Below are 16,618 nucleotides of genomic sequence, written 5' to 3'. Positions count from 1 at the left end.
GCGGTCATCGGGGAGTCAGATGGCCTTAACCCGAACGTAATGAATGCCTGCTACCGAGTGCAAGCATCTGACATGATTTGTTAATGAAATAACCCAAATCCGCATCGAAAATGAGGAATTCGGCACAAAGTGGCGTTATGTTGCACACCTGGGCAAACGACCTGGAGCGGCGCTCGTGAGTTAATGGTTACGTTCGATACAGATTGCCTGATGTAATCGGCGTGTTCGAAGGTTGTTGGGTGGTCTGCGCAGCGAGTAATGATCCATCGCGTTGCCAAACCACAAAAAAAAAAGCCCCGACAAGCGGGGCTCTTTCTACACGCGTGAGGCCATCAGAATCGCACTGTCGTGCCCAGGTAGAAGAACCGGCCCACGTTGTCATACAGCGCAGAGGTGAAATCCGAGCCGAAGTAGTTGCGCGGCGGATCCTTGTCGAAGGCGTTGTCGATGCCCAGGTATACGTCGATCTTCGAGCCGGGGAATTGATAGCCGAACTGGAAGTTGTGATAGACGTACGAGCCGTTCTTGATCGGGCTGGCCGAGCCAGGGTTGCTGTTATAGCTCTCCGGGGTCACCCGCAGATTGCCGTCCACATAGTTCATGTCCCACGATGCGCGCCACTCGTTCCAGTTGTACTTGGTCTGGAACTGCGCACGCCAGCGCGGGTCGGTCACGTAGGTCACGTACTCGTCGTATTCGGCCGGGAAGTCCTGGAATACCCATTCGCGCGACTGGATCAGGCGGGTGCCGACGAACCGCAGCACGGTATTGCCTCCGCCGATCTGGAAGCGGTAGTCCATTTCCAGATCCACGCCTACGCGACGCGAACGGGCAAGATTTTCGTTGAGCGCCTGCCACCCGATGATGCTGTGTTCGGGATAGATGCGCCCCTGCGGATCGGTGAAGCCACCCAATGGTGCGCGTTGCACGAAGCCGCAAAAACTGTTGCCGATACCGCCGGGGTTGTCCACGCAACGGGTGGCGTTGGTTTCGGCGGTCACCGTGCCGATGGCATCGCGCAGGTCGATGCGCCAATAGTCGATCGACATGCCGAATCCTTCGAAGAATTCCGGCTGCCACACCAAACCGTACGAGAGGCTACGCGCGCGCTCCGGCTTGAGCTCCGGATTGCCGCCGCTCACGCCGGGACGCGTGGAGGTAAAGGTGTCGATCCAGCCCACCGGAATCCCCAGCGCGCTGCAGTTGGCCTGACGCAACGCCACATCGCCGGCGGTGCCGGGACGGTTGATATTGGTGGGCAGGTAATTGCAGGGGTCGTTGATGGTGGCGAAGTTTTCGCTCTGCGAGTCGTACAGCTCGCCAATGCTGGGTGCGCGCACGGCCTGTGCCAGCGTGCCACGCAACCGCAGCGACGGGATAATGGTCCAGTCAAGACCGATATTCCAAGTCTTGGTCGAGCCGATACTGCTGTAGTCCGAATAGCGCCCTGCAACGTCCAGCGCCAAGCGATCCACGCCCGGCAGGCCGGCCAGCAACGGGATGGTGCTTTCGACGAACACTTCCTTGACGCTGTAGTCGCCGCCACTGTTCGGGATGGCGTTGAGGAAGGTCGCGCCCGACGCAGCCAACGGGTCGGTGACTTCCTCGCTCTGTTCCTTGCGGTATTCCACGCCGCCAGCGAAACCGATGTCGCCCGCCGGCAGCGACAGCATGTTGCTGTTGGCCACCGAGGCGCTGAATACGGTCTGCTGGATCTTGGCTTGCGAGCGCGCGGTGGTGTTGAACCATGCAGCCGCTTCCGGAGTGACCGCGCCGTTACCGAAGACACTGAAGGGCACGCAACCTTCGCGGGCCAGCGCCGAGTACACGCGGCCGGTGTTGGGGTTGACCGCAGTCGGATCCAGCGTGGTGCGGCAGACGATGTTGCCGCTGGCATCGCGTGCGGCGTCGATGCCAGCCTGCCAACGTTCATTGATGCGGTTGTTGAGGTTGAGGCGGTCCACCGTGGTCTTGCCGTAATTGGCAGACACATCGTAGGTCCAGTTGTCGGTCAGGTTGCCTTCGGCGCCGAGAACCGCGCGGTAGGTCTTGCGTTCGATGTTTTCGCCGCGGCGGCCGGCATCGACGTTGAAGCGGTTCATCAGGATCTGCGTGGCGCCGCGCGAATCCATCAGGGCGCCGAGCTCGGGGCTGACGTACGGGTTCTGGCGGCGCACGCGCAGCGAGCTGTCGAATGCCGGTTGGCCGAAGAATTCCGAATCGGTTTCGCTGTACTTGCCTTCGAAGAACACGCGATGGTTTTCGCTGATCTCGAAGTTGATCATGGTGTTGACGCTTTTGCGGTCGAAGCCCGGCTGCAGGTCGGCTACCGCATTGAGGTCGACGAAATCGCAGTCCACGCACGAGGTGTTGCTCACCACGGTGCCGTCGTAACGGTTGCGCCGGAAGCTGCCGTCGTCGTTGAACAGATAGCGGTTGCCGTAGCTTGCCGGGTTACGGAAATCGAACGTGCCCAGATTGAAGGTGCCGCCGTAGGAGGTCGAATGATTGCCACCGGGGCCGCTGAGCACGTTTTGCGGATTGCTTTCGCTCGGCGGACGGGTGGGGTCGAAACCGGGGTTGGGCACACTCACCAGATACTCGCGGCCGATGGCGCGGTTGCCGCGACCGAAACGATCTTGTTTGCTGTATTCGCCGGACACCGCGATGTTGCCGCGACCGCCTGCGAAATCGGTACCGGCAGAAAAGCTGGCAAATGAGCGGTTGTAGTTGCCTTCGTCGGCCAGGCCGGTCTGCGCGCGCGTTTCGAAACCGGTGAAGGATTTCTTGAGGATGAAGTTGACCACGCCGGCCACCGCGTCGGCGCCATACACCGCCGATGCGCCGCCGGTGATGACTTCCACGCGCTCGACCCATTCCACCGGAATGGTGTTGACGTCCACCGCAGTCGAGCCTGGGCTTGAGCCTACGTGGCGACGCCCGTTGACCAGCACCAGCGTGCGATCCACGCCCATGCCGCGCAGGTCGAGCAGGCCCAGGCCGGCGGTGCCGATGAAGCGGGTGGAATTGCCCAGCGTGTAGCTCGGTGCCAGTGCCGGCATACGCGCCATCAGGTCGCTGATGGTGGTCGCACCGGTGGCGCGGATTTCTTCGGCGCTGATGGCCGTCACGGGCGAGGGCGTGACAAAGCCGGTACGCGCAATGCGCGATCCGGTGACGGTGACCTTGTCCAGATCGGTCGTATCAGGCGCGACGCCATTTTCGGATTGGGCGGCAGCATTGCCCGCAGAGGCGGCTAGTACGCCGAAAAGTGCAGTGCTGAGGCGATGGCGACGGGTGCGTTGCGAGGTACGGCTCGACATGATTTCGCGGATTCCTTGCTGGGATTCGACTTGCACAGTTGGGTTCGCTGAGCGCCAGCTGAACCGATTTTCGACCGTAACAATTCTTTAATCTTGTGTCCATCTCTGCGAAATTTGCCAGTGAATGTCACGTGCGAGCTACACGTGCGTCTGTGTCGCGTTGGCAAACAGGGCGGCTGCGTCTGATCGAGCCGGTACACTCACGCCCTCTTCGATGCGGCGCAAGGCGATGCTTGAGTCGCTCGCGGTAGCACACGACAACCCGGGTAGGCGATGAACACGATGGCGAAAAGTGGTTTCTTGGCGACGCGCGCGGTTGCGCAGGCGGTTGGCGCATGACGGGCGAACGCAGAATCGCCGCGCACGCGGTGCAGGGCACGTTGGCGCCGCATCCGCGCATCCGCAATGTGATTGCGGTGGGGTCGGGCAAGGGCGGCGTGGGCAAGTCCACCACTGCGGTGAATCTGGCACTGGCGCTGCATCAGTTGGGCGCGCGCGTCGGCGTGCTGGATGCCGATATCTACGGCCCCAGCGTGCCGGCAATGCTGGGCCTGAGCGGGCGGCCGGACAGCCCGGACAATAAGTCGATCGAGCCGCTGCGTGCATTCGGGATCGAGGCGATGTCGATCGGCCTGTTGGTCGATCAGGACACCCCCATGATCTGGCGCGGGCCGATGGCGACGTCCGCGCTGACCCAGTTGTTCAACGACACCCTGTGGGACGACCTGGACTATCTGCTGATCGACCTGCCGCCGGGCACCGGCGACATCCAGTTGACACTGTCGCAGAAGATTCCGGTAGCCGGTGCGGTCATCGTCACCACGCCGCAGGACATCGCCACGCTGGACGCGCGCAAGGCCTTGAAGATGTTCGAAAAGGTCGAGGTGCCGGTGCTCGGCATCGTCGAGAACATGGCGGTGCATACCTGCGGCAACTGCGGCCACCGCGAGCATCTGTTCGGCGAAGGCGGCGGTGAGCGCATGGCGGCGCAGTACGGCGTGCCGTTGCTGGGGTCGTTGCCGCTGGAGATCGCAATCCGTGAGCAAGGCGATGCCGGCCAGCCGGTTGTGGTGGCCGCGCCAGAGTCGGTGGCAGCCAAGGCCTACCTAGCGGCGGCGACGCGGCTTGCCGAGGAACTGGGCAAGCGCCCACGCGCCAGCATCCCGATCTCTGCATCCCTGCTGTAGCGCATCGGGCCGGCGATGCCGGCCGCTGGTAGAATTCGCCGTCTTCGCGCGGGCCGCTCGGCCCGCCGCCTTCCGTCTTCAAGGAACACGCATGAGCATCAAGAGCGACCGCTGGATCAAGCGCATGGCCGAACAGCACGCGATGATCGAGCCGTTCGAACCCGGCCAGGTCAAGCACGATGCTGCCGGGCAGCGCATCGTCAGCTTCGGCACTTCCAGCTACGGGTACGACGTACGCTGCTCGCGCGAGTTCAAGGTCTTTACCAACATCAACTCGACGATCGTCGATCCGAAGCACTTCGATCCCGGCAGCTTTGTCGATATCGAATCGGATGTCTGCATCATTCCGCCGAACAGCTTCGCGCTGGCGCGTACGGTGGAATATTTCCGCATCCCGCGCGACACGCTGGTGGTATGCCTGGGCAAGAGCACCTACGCACGTTGCGGCATCATCGTCAACGTGACCCCGCTGGAGCCGGAGTGGGAAGGCCACGTGACCCTCGAATTCAGCAATACCACGCCGCTGCCGGCGCGCATCTATGCCAACGAAGGCGTGGCGCAGATGCTGTTTTTCCAGTCCGACGAAGTGTGCGAAACCTCGTACAAGGACCGCGGCGGCAAGTACCAGGGCCAGACCGGCGTGACCCTGCCGCGGACCTGATGGGTGGCGCGGCCGTGGCCTTCAGCAGGTCACAGCCGCCTTCTCGCGGTAGCGCAGCAATTGGCGCACACCGGCGGCGATCAGGAACACCGGCCACCAGGTCGCGATCAGGTTGCCCACATCCATATGCGCCAATCCCAGGTTGTCCAGCAGAAACAACGCGCCCAGGACGATCAGGAACAGGGCAGGAATCAGACGGTAGTTCATGGCGACATCCTCGGTTGGTGTGAGGCCATGCTGCGCTCGATGCGCCCGTCAATCAGGTGCCGGAAGTCAACAGTTGCGGATGACAGTCGTCATGTTGCATCGCCAGTGAGCGCCTCAAGTGCGGTGATGCCCGACTCCCGAATCCCCGCCCGACCTACTTCCCGCGCCCGAACAGCATGCCAATTCCGCACGCAACCAGTGCGGCCGGCCACCAGGTGGCGATCAAGCGACCGATACTGAGATTGGTCCAGCCCAGGTTATTGGCCAGGAACAGCAGGCCGACGAGGATCAGGATCAGCGCGGCGACGACATTGGATTTCATGCGGGAGACTGGTTGAAAGACAGGTGCCTATCGTAGCCGTTGCGCCCACGCCGCGACATGCTGCTGCAACGCCTCGGCCGCAAAGCGCTGCGCACTGCCGCTGCCCCAGACGGGCCCGGGCCAGGCGGCATCGCCGGGGTGGCGGCCGACCAGATGCACATGCAGCTGCCGCACGATGTTGCCCAGCGCGCCGATATTGAGCTTGCCCACCCCGGGTTCGGCGCGCAGCAACTGCGAGAGCTGGTTGATTTCGGCCAGCAACAAACGCTGCTGGCCGCCATCCAGATCGATCCATTCACTGACATCGGCCACCCGTGGCACCAGCACCAGCCACGGGAAGCGGGTGTCGTCCATCAGCCGCACCTGCGACAGCGGCCCGTCGGCCACGAACACACTATCGGCCGCCAGGCGCGGGTCGAGCTGGAAGTCGCCCGCAGGCCTGTCCGGTGCGGTGTCGCTCATCCCAGGTGCGCCGCGAAGAAGCCCAGGGTGCGCTCCAGTGCGCGCTCGGCACTGTCGGCGTCGTAGTGGGTGGGGTCGATGCTGCGGTTGAAGGCGTGCCCGGCCGGGTAAACGAAGGTTTCCATCTGCGGCAGCTTCTCGCGATGGGCCTGGATCGCCTCGGGCGGAATGCTGGCATCGCGCTCGCCGAAGTGGAACATCACCGGCGCCTTGGGGGTTTCGTCCAGCAGCTGGGTGTTGCGGCCGCCGTAGTAGCTGACCGACGGCAGCCCCAGGCGAATGGCCGACAGCAGCGCGACGGAGCCGCCCCAGCAGTAGCCCACCGTACCGACCTTGCCGGCGCGGGTGAGCAGGGTGGCGGCAGATTTCACCACCTCCACGGCGCGCTCCAGGCCGACCGCGTTGGCCAGCGCCAGGCCCCGCTGCAGGCTCTGCTGGTCGTACGGCAACTGCACGTCCTTTTCTTCCAGGTCGAAAAAGGCCGGTGCCAGCACCTCATAGCCGCGTGCGGCGTAGTCGTCGGCCACTGCGCGGATATGTTCGTTGACGCCGAAGATTTCTTGAATCACCACCAGGCCGCCGCGCGGGCTGGAAGCGGGTGTGGCGTGCCAGGCGGCAACCTGGCCGTCGGGGGTGTCGAGCGTGGTCCAGTGACCCATGGAAACTCCTGCTGCAGTCCGGGGAGGCGCGCATTATCGAACGGATCGGCGGGGGCGAAGGTGAGGGTTCCGCTAAGATGACCCCGCTTGCGCGGCATGCGGTTCAGAGCGTCGCCCCCGCGCCGCTATAATTGACCCGCTCAGGCCCCAGGCCGCTCCGCTTCCCAGGCTCCTGCTTCCATGTCCCAGCTGAACCCTAAAGTCGGCTTCGTCAGCCTTGGCTGCCCGAAGGCGCTCGTCGATTCCGAACGCATCCTCACCCAGCTGCGCGTGGAGGGGTACGACATCGTGCCCAGCTACGACGCTGCCGATGTGGTGGTGGTCAATACCTGCGGCTTCATCGATTCGGCAGTGACCGAATCGCTGGACGCAATCGGCGAAGCGATGAACGCCAACGGCAAGGTCATCGTCACCGGCTGCCTGGGCAAGCGCCCGGAGCAGATTCGTGAGGCGTATCCGCAGGTGCTGGCAGTATCCGGCCCGCAGGACTACCAGAGCGTCATGGAGGCAGTGCACGCCGCATTGCCGCCGCGTCACGACCCGTTCGTGGATCTGGTGCCGGACTACGGCATCAAGCTGACCCCGCGCCATTACGCTTACTTGAAGATTTCCGAAGGCTGCAATCACCGGTGCAGCTTCTGCATCATTCCCTCGATGCGCGGCGATCTGGTCTCGCGTCCGGTCGATGAGGTGCTGCGCGAAGCCGAGCGGTTGGTGCGCGGTGGCGTCAAGGAATTGCTGGTGGTGTCGCAGGACACCTCGGCCTATGGCGTGGACCTGAAGTACGCCGAGCGTCCGTGGCGCGACCGCATGTACCAGACCCGCATGAAGGCGCTGTGCGAGGGGTTGTCGGAGCTGGGCGTGTGGACGCGCCTGCATTACGTGTACCCGTATCCGCACGTGGACGATGTGATTGGGCTGATGGCCGAAGGCAGGCTGCTGCCGTATCTGGACATCCCGTTCCAGCACGCCAGCCCGCGCATCCTCAAGTTGATGAAGCGCCCGGGCGCGGTGGAAAAAACCCTGGAGCGCGTGCAGCGCTGGAAGGCGATGTGCCCGGAGATCACCGTGCGCTCGACCTTCATCGTTGGTTTCCCCGGCGAAACCGATGCCGAATTCGAATCCTTGCTGGACTTCCTGGATCAGGCGCAGCTGGACCGCGTCGGTGCGTTTGCGTATTCGCCGGTCGATGGCGCCAGCGCCAACGCATTGCCGGATCAGGTGCCCGAAGAAGTGAAACACGAGCGCCTGGCGCGCTTCATGGCCAAGCAGGCGCAAATCTCTGCGTTGCGCCTGGAATCCAAGATCGGCAGCGTGCAGCAGTGCCTGGTGGATGTGATCGAAGACGACATCGCGGTGGCCCGCTCGCGTGCCGATGCGCCGGAAATCGATGGGCTGGTGCATATCCAGAACGGCGGCGAGCTCGGCTTGAAGGTGGGCGATCTGGTCGATGTGGAAATCACCGACAGCGACGAGCACGATCTGTTTGGCGATGCATTGCCGTCTGGCCCCGCGGTGCAGCAGCCAGGGCGGACATTGAACCTGCAGATCGTTTAGCCGCAGCAGGATGCCGGCTGGCCGATGGCGTCGGCGCTCCCGACTGTGCCGAACCGTCGGCGTACATGCCGCGGTGGGCACGCCAAGCCGTAGGAGCGTGCCTGAGCGCGACGAGGCTGGCGACGCGCAGCCGCCCCCGGCACGACGCGCTGCGCACCAACATCGCCTGTGGGCATGACATCGCCGCATGAGGGTGGCCGGGGCGCGAGCGTATCAGCAGGTCACGCGGCAGTCCTGGGGCACTGGGTGTTCGGTTCTCTGTGCCTCGACCACCGCCGTTGCCGATACACGGCGCCAGAATCGCTTCGCGCGCTGTATATCCCTTACAGCGGCACGTACTGCACCGACACCACCACAAACGTGTGCTTGCCGGCCGGCAAGTGCGCGTCGAATTCGTCGTCCACGCGCTTTTTCAGCAGTGCGCGCGCCAGCGGCGAATCGATGCTGATCCAGCCGCGTCCGGCATCGGTTTCGTCCGGGCCGACGATGCGGTAGCGCAGTAACTCGCCGCTGTCGGCATCTTCCAGTTCCACCTGTGCGCCGAAGAACACCGCGTTCGCGTCGGTGGGTGCGGTGTCCACCACGCGCAGCGCTTCCAGCCGCCTGCTCAGATAGCGTACACGCCGATCGATTTCACCGAGCTGCTTCTTGCGATAGGTGTATTCCGCATTTTCAGAGCGGTCGCCTTCGGCGGCGGCCGCCGCAAGGGCACGGACCACTTCGGGCCGCCGCACGCGCCACAAGTCGTCCAGCTCGGCCTTGAGGCGGGCATGGCCTTCGGGCGTGATCAGCGCAGTGCTTTTCTCGGCAGGCGGGCGCCAGCGGCTCATGGGGCAGGCAGTTTCCAACGGCGGGGCCGCGATGCTAGCGCGCATGACGTGCTTGCGCATCTGCCGCCGCACAGCGAAGCTTTGCGCCATTCTTAAGACACGGATGTTGTCATGCTGATCATGCCGCTGCACAAACCCTGGTCGCGACAGAACATCCCCTGGGTGACGCTGCTGCTGGTGCTGATCAATGTGGCGGTCTACCTGGGCTACCAGCGCAAGGACGACAGCCTGGTCGAGAGCGCCGTGCACTACTACGTGCACTCCGGCTTGGGCGCGCTGGAGGCCGATGCGCATGCGCGCTACCTGCAGCAGACCGCCAACGCCAAGCTGCGCGCGGCACGCCAGGCAAAGCTGGACAGCGTGCCTAAACCGCAACGCATCGCGTATCTGGCGCACCTGACGATGCACGATGTCGCCTTCGAACACGCCCTGCGCAGCGGCACGTTGTTCAACGACGACGCGCGTCTGCGCGAGTGGCGCGCATTGCGTGCGCCTTACGACACGCGGCTGTCCAGGATATTTACGCTGCGCCATGTGCAGCGCAGTTCCGAATGGTCGCCAGCGCGCATGCTGACTGCCACGTTCCTGCACGGCAGCTTCGATCATTTGCTGGGCAACATGCTGTTCCTGCTTGCCTTGGGTACCTTGCTGGAAGGCGCCATCGGCAGTGGCTGGTTCCTGGTGCTGTATCTGCTCGGCGGATTCGGCGCCAGCCTGGCCAGCTTGTGGTGGCGCTGGGGCGAGCCCGGTGGCGGTCTGGGTGCCTCCGGTGCCATCGCCGCGCTGATGGGTGCGTTCTGCGTGGTCTGGGGCAGGCGCAGGGTGCGTTTTTTCTATTGGTTTTTCGTCGTCTTCAATTACGTGCGCGGCCCGGCGATCCTGCTGTTGCCGCTGTGGCTGGGCTGGGAGTTGTATAGCCTGGCATCCAGCGACGACGGCGCAGTCGCCTTCGAGGCGCATGCCGGCGGACTGGTGAGCGGTGCGTTGCTGGGCGCCTTGCTAGTGGTGCTGCGGCAAACTCGGCCAGAATTTATGCAGGAGGGCGACGCGGTTGCGGTGGACGATCGCTGGGAGCGTGCGCAGCGCCATCTGGGCCGGATGGAAAACGCCGAGGCCGAACATTTGCTGGCGGAGTTGGCGAGCGAGCAGCCGCACAATCTGGAGGTTGCGCTTGCGCGCTATCGCGCTGCGCGTCATGCAGGGCGCAGCCAGGACAGCCTGCGCCATGCCGAGACGCTGCTGGCCCTGCAGACCCATAGCGCCGAACAGACACGCATCCAGCTGGCAGTTGCCGCCGAACTCAGTAAGGCCAGGATTGCCTGCAGCCCGACGGCGCGCAGGGCGCTGATCGCTGCGTGCATGCGTAACGGCCTGTTGGCCGATGCCGAGCGTCTATTGAAGGAAAGCGAATTGAGTACGCCGCGCGATGAATTGGCCCAACAATGGTTCGTGCTTGCCTTGCGTCACGGTGAGCTGCAGGACGGTGCGCAGCGCACGCGCTTGCTGCGCCAGCTGCTGGATCAGTTTCCAGAGCAGGGACAGGCCAACAAAGCGCGCTTTTTGCTCGAAAACGGTTGAGCGGTTTCTGCCCAACGCATGCTCTTTGACCGCGCGGCGCCGGGCGGGCAAGGGCCGGTCGCGCTGGCTGGCATGCATGGGTCGGAGCTTGATGGGAATCTGTCTACCTGGAACCTGCAGAACGGTTCCTCAGCCGATCACGCCGGCTGAATCGTCACCGCTTTCAGTGCCGCGTCCAGCTTCGCGCGCAGTGCTTCGTCGTCGCAGCGATCCTTTGCGTTCTGCAATACGGCGCGCGCCTGATCATCGCGCCCGAAGCGCTCGGCCAGCAGCACGCCGGCGTCCAGCGACCAGGCAGGCAGCATCGGGTCGCGCGGCCACGCAGCAATGGCGGCCAGCAGGCCATCGGTGACCAGTTGGAACTGCCCGGCCATCCTTGCGCGCTCGGCCAGCAGGTTGGCCTGCTCGGGCGTCAGCGGCGTAAACGTGGGGTCGATGTCCAGCGCTTCGCGCTGCAGCGCGAGTGCACGCCGTTCCTGCTTTTCCTGCAACAGGCGATTGATGTATTGGCGAGTGTGTTCGCGCAGCTCGTCGTTGCGATGGTGTTGGCGCAACAGGCGCTGATACAGCTCGTGCACCGCCAGGCTCACCGCGCGCGAGCGCACCGCACCGCGCAGGGCCTGAAAGGCTTCGTCGGAATGCCCGTCGCGCACGTACTGTTCCGCTTCGTCGAGCAGGCGCTGGTCCGGGTCGCTGCGTTCGTGCGCATCCGCGCCACTGGGCACATAGCCCAGCTCCTCGTGGTACTGGTACACCAGATACCCCAGCAGGTGAAAGCTGGCGAACAGCGTCCAGATCGAGGTCACCATGACCGTCGCTTCGCGCACGAGCGGCGGTAGGTATTTGGTAGCGAAGAAGACCGCTGCCGTGCCGCTGCCCTGGATCACGTAGAGCAGGCCGTAGGCGGCCAGATACGGCCAGCCGATCCGTAGCGCCATGTCGATGGAGACGGCGGGGTTGAGCGCGCGGCGCAGGCTGCCGTCGATGGCCAGCGAGATCAGCATGCCAGGCAGCAGCAGCATGGTGCCCAGATAGGCGATGGTCAGGCCGAACGGGCCGGCGATCACGGCTCCTACGCCGATCACGATGCCCAGCGCGACGGCCAGCAGGATCAGGCGCAGTACCGCGCTGTCGAAGCTGTTATAGCCCAGGCGTGGCGCATCGGTCTGGCCATCGGCGGTGTGGCGCAGAATGTCGAAGGCATAGGTATAGGTCGCCATGCCCAGCACACCGGCAATCATCAGTTTCAGGATGCCCGGCAGCACCAGCAAGGCGCTGCACAGCGTCAATGCGATCAGCGCATACAGCGCAGAGCCACGCAGCGGGTAGGTGGCGATGGCGGGAATGCGGGTCCAGAACGGTGCAGGCGCAGCCTGCGCGGCCACCTTGCGTGCGCGAAAACGGTCTTCCATGACGCTCCCCAGGCGTGTGATGTGAAGGGATTGTGCGGGGCCGCGTGTCGCTGCGCAATTGGGGGAGGGCAAGCCGGCGAACCCGGATCGCCAGCGACCGGCGACATGTTGCGGGCATGGTCTGGAGACTGCTGGCCAGGCCGTGCGTCAGTGCCGGCCTTACATCGAAGCATGCAGTGTCAGACAGCACCCTAAGCGCATCGGCAGACCTTCGACGCGGTGCGTGCGTGATTGCCTGAGGTTCAACCTGAGCGACAGGTAAAATGGTGGCCCGCCGCACTATCGCGGCCCTACGAGCGACCGTGCGCGCCGCAACCGTGGCACTGTGGCACTGCCGTCGCTTGCATCACAAGGAGTGTCGCTTGATTCCCTCTGCCACCGGCAACCCGCAGGTCCGCATCCGCAGCATCGATGTGCTCTCGGACAATTGGTATGTGCTGCGCAAGGTCACGTTCGATTTCCAGCGCAAGGACGGCCGCTGGCAGACCTTGTCGCGCGAGGCCTACGATCGTGGCAATGGCGCCACCATTCTGCTGTACAGCCGCGCCAAGCAGACGGTGATGCTCACCCGCCAGTTCCGCCTGCCGACGCTGCTCAATGGCAACCCGGATGGCATGTTGATCGAAGCCTGTGCCGGCCTGCTCGACCAGGACGATGCGCTGACCTGCATCCGCAAGGAAACCGAAGAGGAAACCGGCTACCGGATCGACAACGTGCGCAAGGTATTCGAGGCCTTCATGAGTCCTGGCTCGGTCACCGAGCGCCTGTACTTTTTCGTCGGCGAATACGTCGACGGCGACAAGGTCAGCGGCGGCGGCGGACTCGAAGAAGACGGCGAAGAGATCGAAGTGCTGGAGCTGTCACTGGATGCAGCGCTGGCGATGATCGGCTCAGGGCAGATCGCCGATGCCAAGACCATCATGCTGTTGCAGTACGCCAAGTTGCATGGCGTGTTGGAGTCCGTTCACGCCAACACGCGGTAGCCCTTCACGGCGACGGTGCCATCGAGACGTGGCAGCGACGATCAAGCAGATCATCGCTTCCCGCCAAAAATGCTACCGAAGATGCCGCGCACGATCTGCTGCCCGATCTTGTTGCCCACCGTGCGCGAGGTCTGCTTGGCCATCGCTTCCAGCATGCCCTGGCGGCGGCGGGTGCCGAAGACCGCGTCCTTGACCGCCTGACCGAAGCCGCTGTCGTGCGCGTCGTCATCTTCGCGAGTGCGGGCAGGTGGGGCTGCGTTGTGTTCGGCGGCCTGTTCGACGCGGCGCGCCAGCAGTTCGGCAGCCGATTCGCGGTTGATCGCGGTGTCGTAGCGGGTGCCGACCGGGCTTGCCGCGCGCACCTGCGCGCGTTCGGTTTCGCTGATGGCGCCCATGCGGCAGCGCGGCGGTGCGATCAACGTCTGCTGTACCGGCGCCGGCACGCCCTTGCCCTGCAGCGGCGACACCAGCGCCTCGCCGGTGCCCAGGCTGGAGATGGCGGTGGCGACATCGAGCTTAGGATTGCCGACGAAGGTCTGCGCGGCAGTCTTGACCGCCTTCTGGTCGCGCGGCGTGTAGGCGCGCAACGCGTGCTGCACGCGGTTGCCGAGCTGGCCAAGGATATTGTCGGGAATGTCGTCGGGAAACTGCGAGCAGAAATACACGCCCACGCCCTTGGAACGAATGAGGCGCACCACCTGCTCGATGCGCTGCACCAGCGCCGCCGGCGCATCGTCGAACAGCAGGTGCGCCTCGTCGAAGACGAACACCAGTTTGGGTTGTTCCAGGTCGCCCACTTCGGGCAAGCGTTCGAACAGTTCCGACAGCAGCCACAGCAGAAAGGTGGAATACAGCTTCGGCTTGAGCACCAATTGGTTGGCAGCCAGGATGCCGATCACGCCACGGCCATCCGGCGCGACGCGCATCAGTTCGGCCAGCTCCAGCGCAGGCTCACCGAAGAACTGTTCGCCGCCGTCCTGGGACAAACGCAGCAAGGCGCGCTGGATGGCGGCAACCGATTGGCTGGACACCAGTCCGTAACTGGTGGAGAGCTCCTTGCGCTCTTCGACCACCAGCGCGAGCAGCGCGCGCAGGTCGTCCAGGTCCAGCAGCAGCAAGCCGCGGTCGTCGGCCAGCTTGAACACGATGTCGAGTACGCCGGACTGGGTGTCGTTGAGTTCCAGAATCCGGGCGAGCAGGGTGGGGCCCATCTCGCTGACCGTCGTACGTACCGGGTGCCCCATCTGGCCATACAGGTCCCAGAACACCACCGGGTTGGCGGCCGGGGCGTAGTCGGTCATGCCCAAATCGTTGGCGCGCTGCAGCACGCCGGGCGCGCCATCGCCAGCCACGGCCAGGCCGGCGACATCGCCTTTCACGTCCGCCAGGAACACCGGAACGCCCAGCCGCGAGAAGCCTTCGGCCAGCGTCATCAAGCTCACGGTCTTGCCGGTCCCGGTGGCGCCGGCCACCAGCCCGTGGCGGTTGCCGAAGCGTCCTTCCAGCACTACAGGGATGTCGTCGGTGACGCCTTTGCCGAGCAGGAACGAGGCCATTGCGCTGATCCGGTAGGAAAGGGCCGATTCTAGCGGGCAATCCCAGCGGGCAATGCCAACCGGCAACGCGGCAGATCCTGGCAGGCAGGCTGGGTCGAACGGGCGACGCACGCACGCCGCGCGGCAGCCGCAGACGCACTCGATCGTTCGCGTCGGTGCGCCGGTTTGCAGGTACTGCACGCATCGACCGCGCCCACCAAGCTAACGGCCCACTGACCCCGGTGGCCTCGCTGCCTTGCCCCGATGTTGCCCCGGCAGCTACCCTGCCTGCCTTTCCGCTGTACTGCCTACGATGCCGCTCGCTCATTTTGGTTTGCGCCCATGGCCTGTCCTGGCTGTGGTGGCGCTGATGTCTGTCGTCCCCGCCGCCCACGCCATCTCCAAACGCGACACGGAGAAGGCCGCCGCGCTCGATGCGCGCATGGCCGCCGCCGAAAAGCGCTATCGCGATGCGCTGGTGCTGGTGAACAACTCCGACCCCAAGGGCACTGCCGAAGGCGATGCTGCGCTGGAGGACATGGAAGACATCATCGACGCCTGCATCAAGCAGCGTGGTTGCCTGGTGTCCAATCAGTTGGCCACCTACAAGCGCCTGCTCAAGGCGCGCGCCGATGCCGAGGCGCCGGCCGCCGAAGATCCGGAAGACGACGACACGCTGCTGCAAGCCGACCCGGACCATCTGGGTCCGGCGTCGAACGGCGTGCCCGAGGCCGCGCGTGCCGCCACGCTGCTCAACGACCAGCGCCACGAATTCGACAAGATGGTGCAGTACAACCCGGCCGTGCAGGCCGGTATCCGGCGCTGGCTCACCGATATGCGCCCGGCGCTGCTGACCAGCTACGAGAACTACAGCAACCTGCGCGGCGTGATGTGGCCGGAATGGCAGAAGCGCGGCCTTCCAGAAGCGCTGCTGTTCGGCATCATGGCCAAGGAATCCAACGGCAAGGTGCATGCCAGCTCGCGCGCTGGTGCCGCCGGGTTGATGCAGTTCATGCCCGCCACCGGACGTCGCTTCGGGCTGGGCCCGGACGGCACCGGCTTCGACACCCGCTTCGATGCACGCAGCGCCGCCGAAGCCAGCGCCGCCTACCTCAACGAACGCATGGCCGGACTCAACCGCAGCATCGAACTGGCACTGGCCGCCTACAACGGTGGCGAAGGCCGTGCCGCGCGCGTGTTCGCGCAGAGCGGCGGGCGCGGCTTCTGGGAGCAGGACGTCTATAACCAGTTCCCGGCCGAAACCAAGGACTACGTGCCAATGGTGATCGCGGCGGCGTGGATCTTCCTGCACCCGCGTCAATACGGGGTGGACTTTCCCAAGCTCGATGCGCAGCCGGCCACGCTCAAGCTGGCCAAGTCGACCACCATCTACGAACTCACCATCTGCCTAGGCAGCATGGGCACACGCGACGGCTACATGCGTGCGTTGCGCAATCTCAACCCACGTTACGAATCCGATGGCTGGATTCCGGCCGGCACGGTCATCAATGCCACCAACCGCATCGTCAACCTCTACACCCGTTACTGCGTCAATGGCCCGCGTGCGGATCTGGCGCGCACCCTGATCACCGCCGATCTCAACAGCGCAATCGTGCGCAGCAGCAGCGCGCCCGAGTACGTGCCCAGCGTGGCGGTGGGCGATGTCAGCCAGATGGCCGGCGTCCCGACCACCGTCGCCACCGGACAGCCGGCAGTGGCCAAGCCCAAGGCAAAGCAAGTGCGCAGCTACACCATCGCCAAGGGCGACACGCTCGGTCGCGTCGCGCAGAAGTACCAATGCGAGATCAAGGAGCTGGCCAAGGCCAACGGCTTGAAAGCGCCGTCGTATGCGCTCAAGCCGGGGCAAAGCATCAGGTTGGCGGGGTGCGATCGCTGAACCGG

At 64.5% G+C, this 16,618-nt stretch carries 14 protein-coding genes; 6 read left to right on the top strand and 8 right to left on the bottom strand.

The annotated features are described in order from the left end of the window. Nucleotides 1-332: 332 nt before the first annotated feature. Entirely contained in the window at nt 333-3,323 is a 2,991-nt protein-coding gene (locus tag J7396_RS06860; RefSeq protein ID WP_008577491.1) for a TonB-dependent receptor, read from the bottom strand. 335 nt (nt 3,324-3,658) lie between these two features. Between J7396_RS06860 and apbC the strand changes: the two genes are divergently transcribed. Both apbC and dcd read left to right on the top strand, forming a co-directional pair. After that, nucleotides 3,659-4,510: an iron-sulfur cluster carrier protein ApbC gene (apbC, locus tag J7396_RS06855; RefSeq protein ID WP_209261207.1), complete on the top strand. Its 852-nt coding sequence runs from the start codon at nt 3,659-3,661 to the stop codon at nt 4,508-4,510. 91 nt (nt 4,511-4,601) lie between these two features. After that, entirely contained in the window at nt 4,602-5,171 is a 570-nt protein-coding gene (gene dcd / locus J7396_RS06850) for a dCTP deaminase (protein ID WP_008577495.1), read from the top strand. Nucleotides 5,172-5,192: 21 nt separating this feature from the next. Here the strand turns inward: dcd and J7396_RS06845 are convergent, their stop codons facing one another. From J7396_RS06845 to J7396_RS06830, 4 genes are all read right to left on the bottom strand, one after another. Then, nucleotides 5,193-5,378, bottom strand: coding sequence for a DUF5668 domain-containing protein (locus tag J7396_RS06845; protein ID WP_008577497.1), 186 nt, complete (start codon nt 5,376-5,378; stop codon nt 5,193-5,195). Between the two features lie 154 nt (nt 5,379-5,532). Further along, on the bottom strand, nt 5,533-5,700 hold the full coding sequence (locus tag J7396_RS06840) for a DUF5668 domain-containing protein (protein WP_008577498.1): 168 nt from the start codon (nt 5,698-5,700) through the stop codon (nt 5,533-5,535). A gap of 27 nt (nt 5,701-5,727) precedes the next feature. Continuing rightward, nucleotides 5,728-6,162 carry an HIT family protein gene (locus J7396_RS06835; RefSeq protein ID WP_008577500.1) on the bottom strand — a complete coding sequence of 145 codons (435 nt, stop codon included), beginning with the start codon at nt 6,160-6,162 and terminating at the stop codon, nt 5,728-5,730. Beyond that, a complete protein-coding gene (locus J7396_RS06830) occupies nt 6,159-6,821 on the bottom strand; it encodes a dienelactone hydrolase family protein (protein WP_011347964.1) in 663 nt (220 codons plus the stop codon). Before J7396_RS06830 ends, J7396_RS06835 begins: the two co-directional genes overlap by 4 nt. A 180-nt stretch (nt 6,822-7,001) precedes the next feature. Here J7396_RS06830 and rimO point away from each other — a divergent pair, with 180 nt between their 5' ends. Beyond that, nucleotides 7,002-8,378: a 30S ribosomal protein S12 methylthiotransferase RimO gene (rimO, locus tag J7396_RS06825; RefSeq protein WP_011347963.1), complete on the top strand. Its 1,377-nt coding sequence runs from the start codon at nt 7,002-7,004 to the stop codon at nt 8,376-8,378. A 323-nt stretch (nt 8,379-8,701) separates the two neighbouring features. On the opposite strand, the gene greB is transcribed toward rimO, so the two are convergent. Continuing rightward, entirely contained in the window at nt 8,702-9,208 is a 507-nt protein-coding gene (gene greB / locus J7396_RS06820) for a transcription elongation factor GreB (RefSeq protein ID WP_209261206.1), read from the bottom strand. A gap of 111 nt (nt 9,209-9,319) precedes the next feature. On the opposite strand from greB, the gene J7396_RS06815 reads away from it, so the two are divergent. Next, nucleotides 9,320-10,786, top strand: coding sequence for a rhomboid family intramembrane serine protease (locus tag J7396_RS06815; RefSeq protein WP_008577508.1), 1,467 nt, complete (start codon nt 9,320-9,322; stop codon nt 10,784-10,786). A 137-nt stretch (nt 10,787-10,923) separates the two neighbouring features. On the opposite strand, the gene J7396_RS06810 is transcribed toward J7396_RS06815, so the two are convergent. Continuing rightward, nucleotides 10,924-12,198 (bottom strand): DUF4013 domain-containing protein, encoded by a 1,275-nt coding sequence (locus J7396_RS06810; RefSeq protein WP_057681395.1) that lies wholly within the window; start codon nt 12,196-12,198, stop codon nt 10,924-10,926. 362 nt (nt 12,199-12,560) lie between these two features. On the opposite strand from J7396_RS06810, the gene J7396_RS06805 reads away from it, so the two are divergent. Beyond that, a complete protein-coding gene (locus J7396_RS06805) occupies nt 12,561-13,181 on the top strand; it encodes an NUDIX domain-containing protein (protein WP_057681394.1) in 621 nt (206 codons plus the stop codon). Between the two features lie 50 nt (nt 13,182-13,231). Here the strand turns inward: J7396_RS06805 and J7396_RS06800 are convergent, their stop codons facing one another. Continuing rightward, a complete protein-coding gene (locus J7396_RS06800; protein ID WP_209261205.1) occupies nt 13,232-14,737 on the bottom strand; it encodes a helicase HerA-like domain-containing protein in 1,506 nt (501 codons plus the stop codon). 292 nt (nt 14,738-15,029) lie between these two features. Between J7396_RS06800 and J7396_RS06795 the strand changes: the two genes are divergently transcribed. After that, a complete protein-coding gene (locus J7396_RS06795; RefSeq protein WP_209261204.1) occupies nt 15,030-16,613 on the top strand; it encodes a transglycosylase SLT domain-containing protein in 1,584 nt (527 codons plus the stop codon). The last annotated feature ends 5 nt before the right edge of the window (nt 16,614-16,618 follow it).

It is taken from the genome of Xanthomonas sp. A1809, assembly GCF_017746015.1.
Lineage (GTDB): Bacteria > Pseudomonadota > Gammaproteobacteria > Xanthomonadales > Xanthomonadaceae > Xanthomonas > Xanthomonas euvesicatoria.
The sequence above is the reverse complement of the archived record's forward strand: the minus strand, read 5'-3'. Positions and strand labels throughout refer to the sequence as shown.

Excerpts from the sequence above, each read along its gene's own strand:
- J7396_RS06845 (WP_008577497.1), bottom strand. The coding sequence starts at position 5,378 with ATGAACTACCGTCTGATTCCTGCCCTGTTCCTGATCGTCCTGGGCGCG.
- J7396_RS06830 (WP_011347964.1), bottom strand. The coding sequence starts at position 6,821 with ATGGGTCACTGGACCACGCTCGACACCCCCGACGGCCAGGTTGCCGCC.
- J7396_RS06860 (WP_008577491.1), bottom strand. The coding sequence starts at position 3,323 with ATGTCGAGCCGTACCTCGCAACGCACCCGTCGCCATCGCCTCAGCACT.
- rimO (WP_011347963.1), top strand. The coding sequence starts at position 7,002 with ATGTCCCAGCTGAACCCTAAAGTCGGCTTCGTCAGCCTTGGCTGCCCG.
- J7396_RS06800 (WP_209261205.1), bottom strand. The coding sequence starts at position 14,737 with ATGGCCTCGTTCCTGCTCGGCAAAGGCGTCACCGACGACATCCCTGTA.
- J7396_RS06835 (WP_008577500.1), bottom strand. The coding sequence starts at position 6,162 with ATGAGCGACACCGCACCGGACAGGCCTGCGGGCGACTTCCAGCTCGAC.
- greB (WP_209261206.1), bottom strand. The coding sequence starts at position 9,208 with ATGAGCCGCTGGCGCCCGCCTGCCGAGAAAAGCACTGCGCTGATCACG.
- apbC (WP_209261207.1), top strand. The coding sequence starts at position 3,659 with ATGACGGGCGAACGCAGAATCGCCGCGCACGCGGTGCAGGGCACGTTG.
- dcd (WP_008577495.1), top strand. The coding sequence starts at position 4,602 with ATGAGCATCAAGAGCGACCGCTGGATCAAGCGCATGGCCGAACAGCAC.
- J7396_RS06840 (WP_008577498.1), bottom strand. The coding sequence starts at position 5,700 with ATGAAATCCAATGTCGTCGCCGCGCTGATCCTGATCCTCGTCGGCCTG.
- J7396_RS06810 (WP_057681395.1), bottom strand. The coding sequence starts at position 12,198 with ATGGAAGACCGTTTTCGCGCACGCAAGGTGGCCGCGCAGGCTGCGCCT.
- J7396_RS06815 (WP_008577508.1), top strand. The coding sequence starts at position 9,320 with ATGCTGATCATGCCGCTGCACAAACCCTGGTCGCGACAGAACATCCCC.
- J7396_RS06795 (WP_209261204.1), top strand. The coding sequence starts at position 15,030 with ATGCCGCTCGCTCATTTTGGTTTGCGCCCATGGCCTGTCCTGGCTGTG.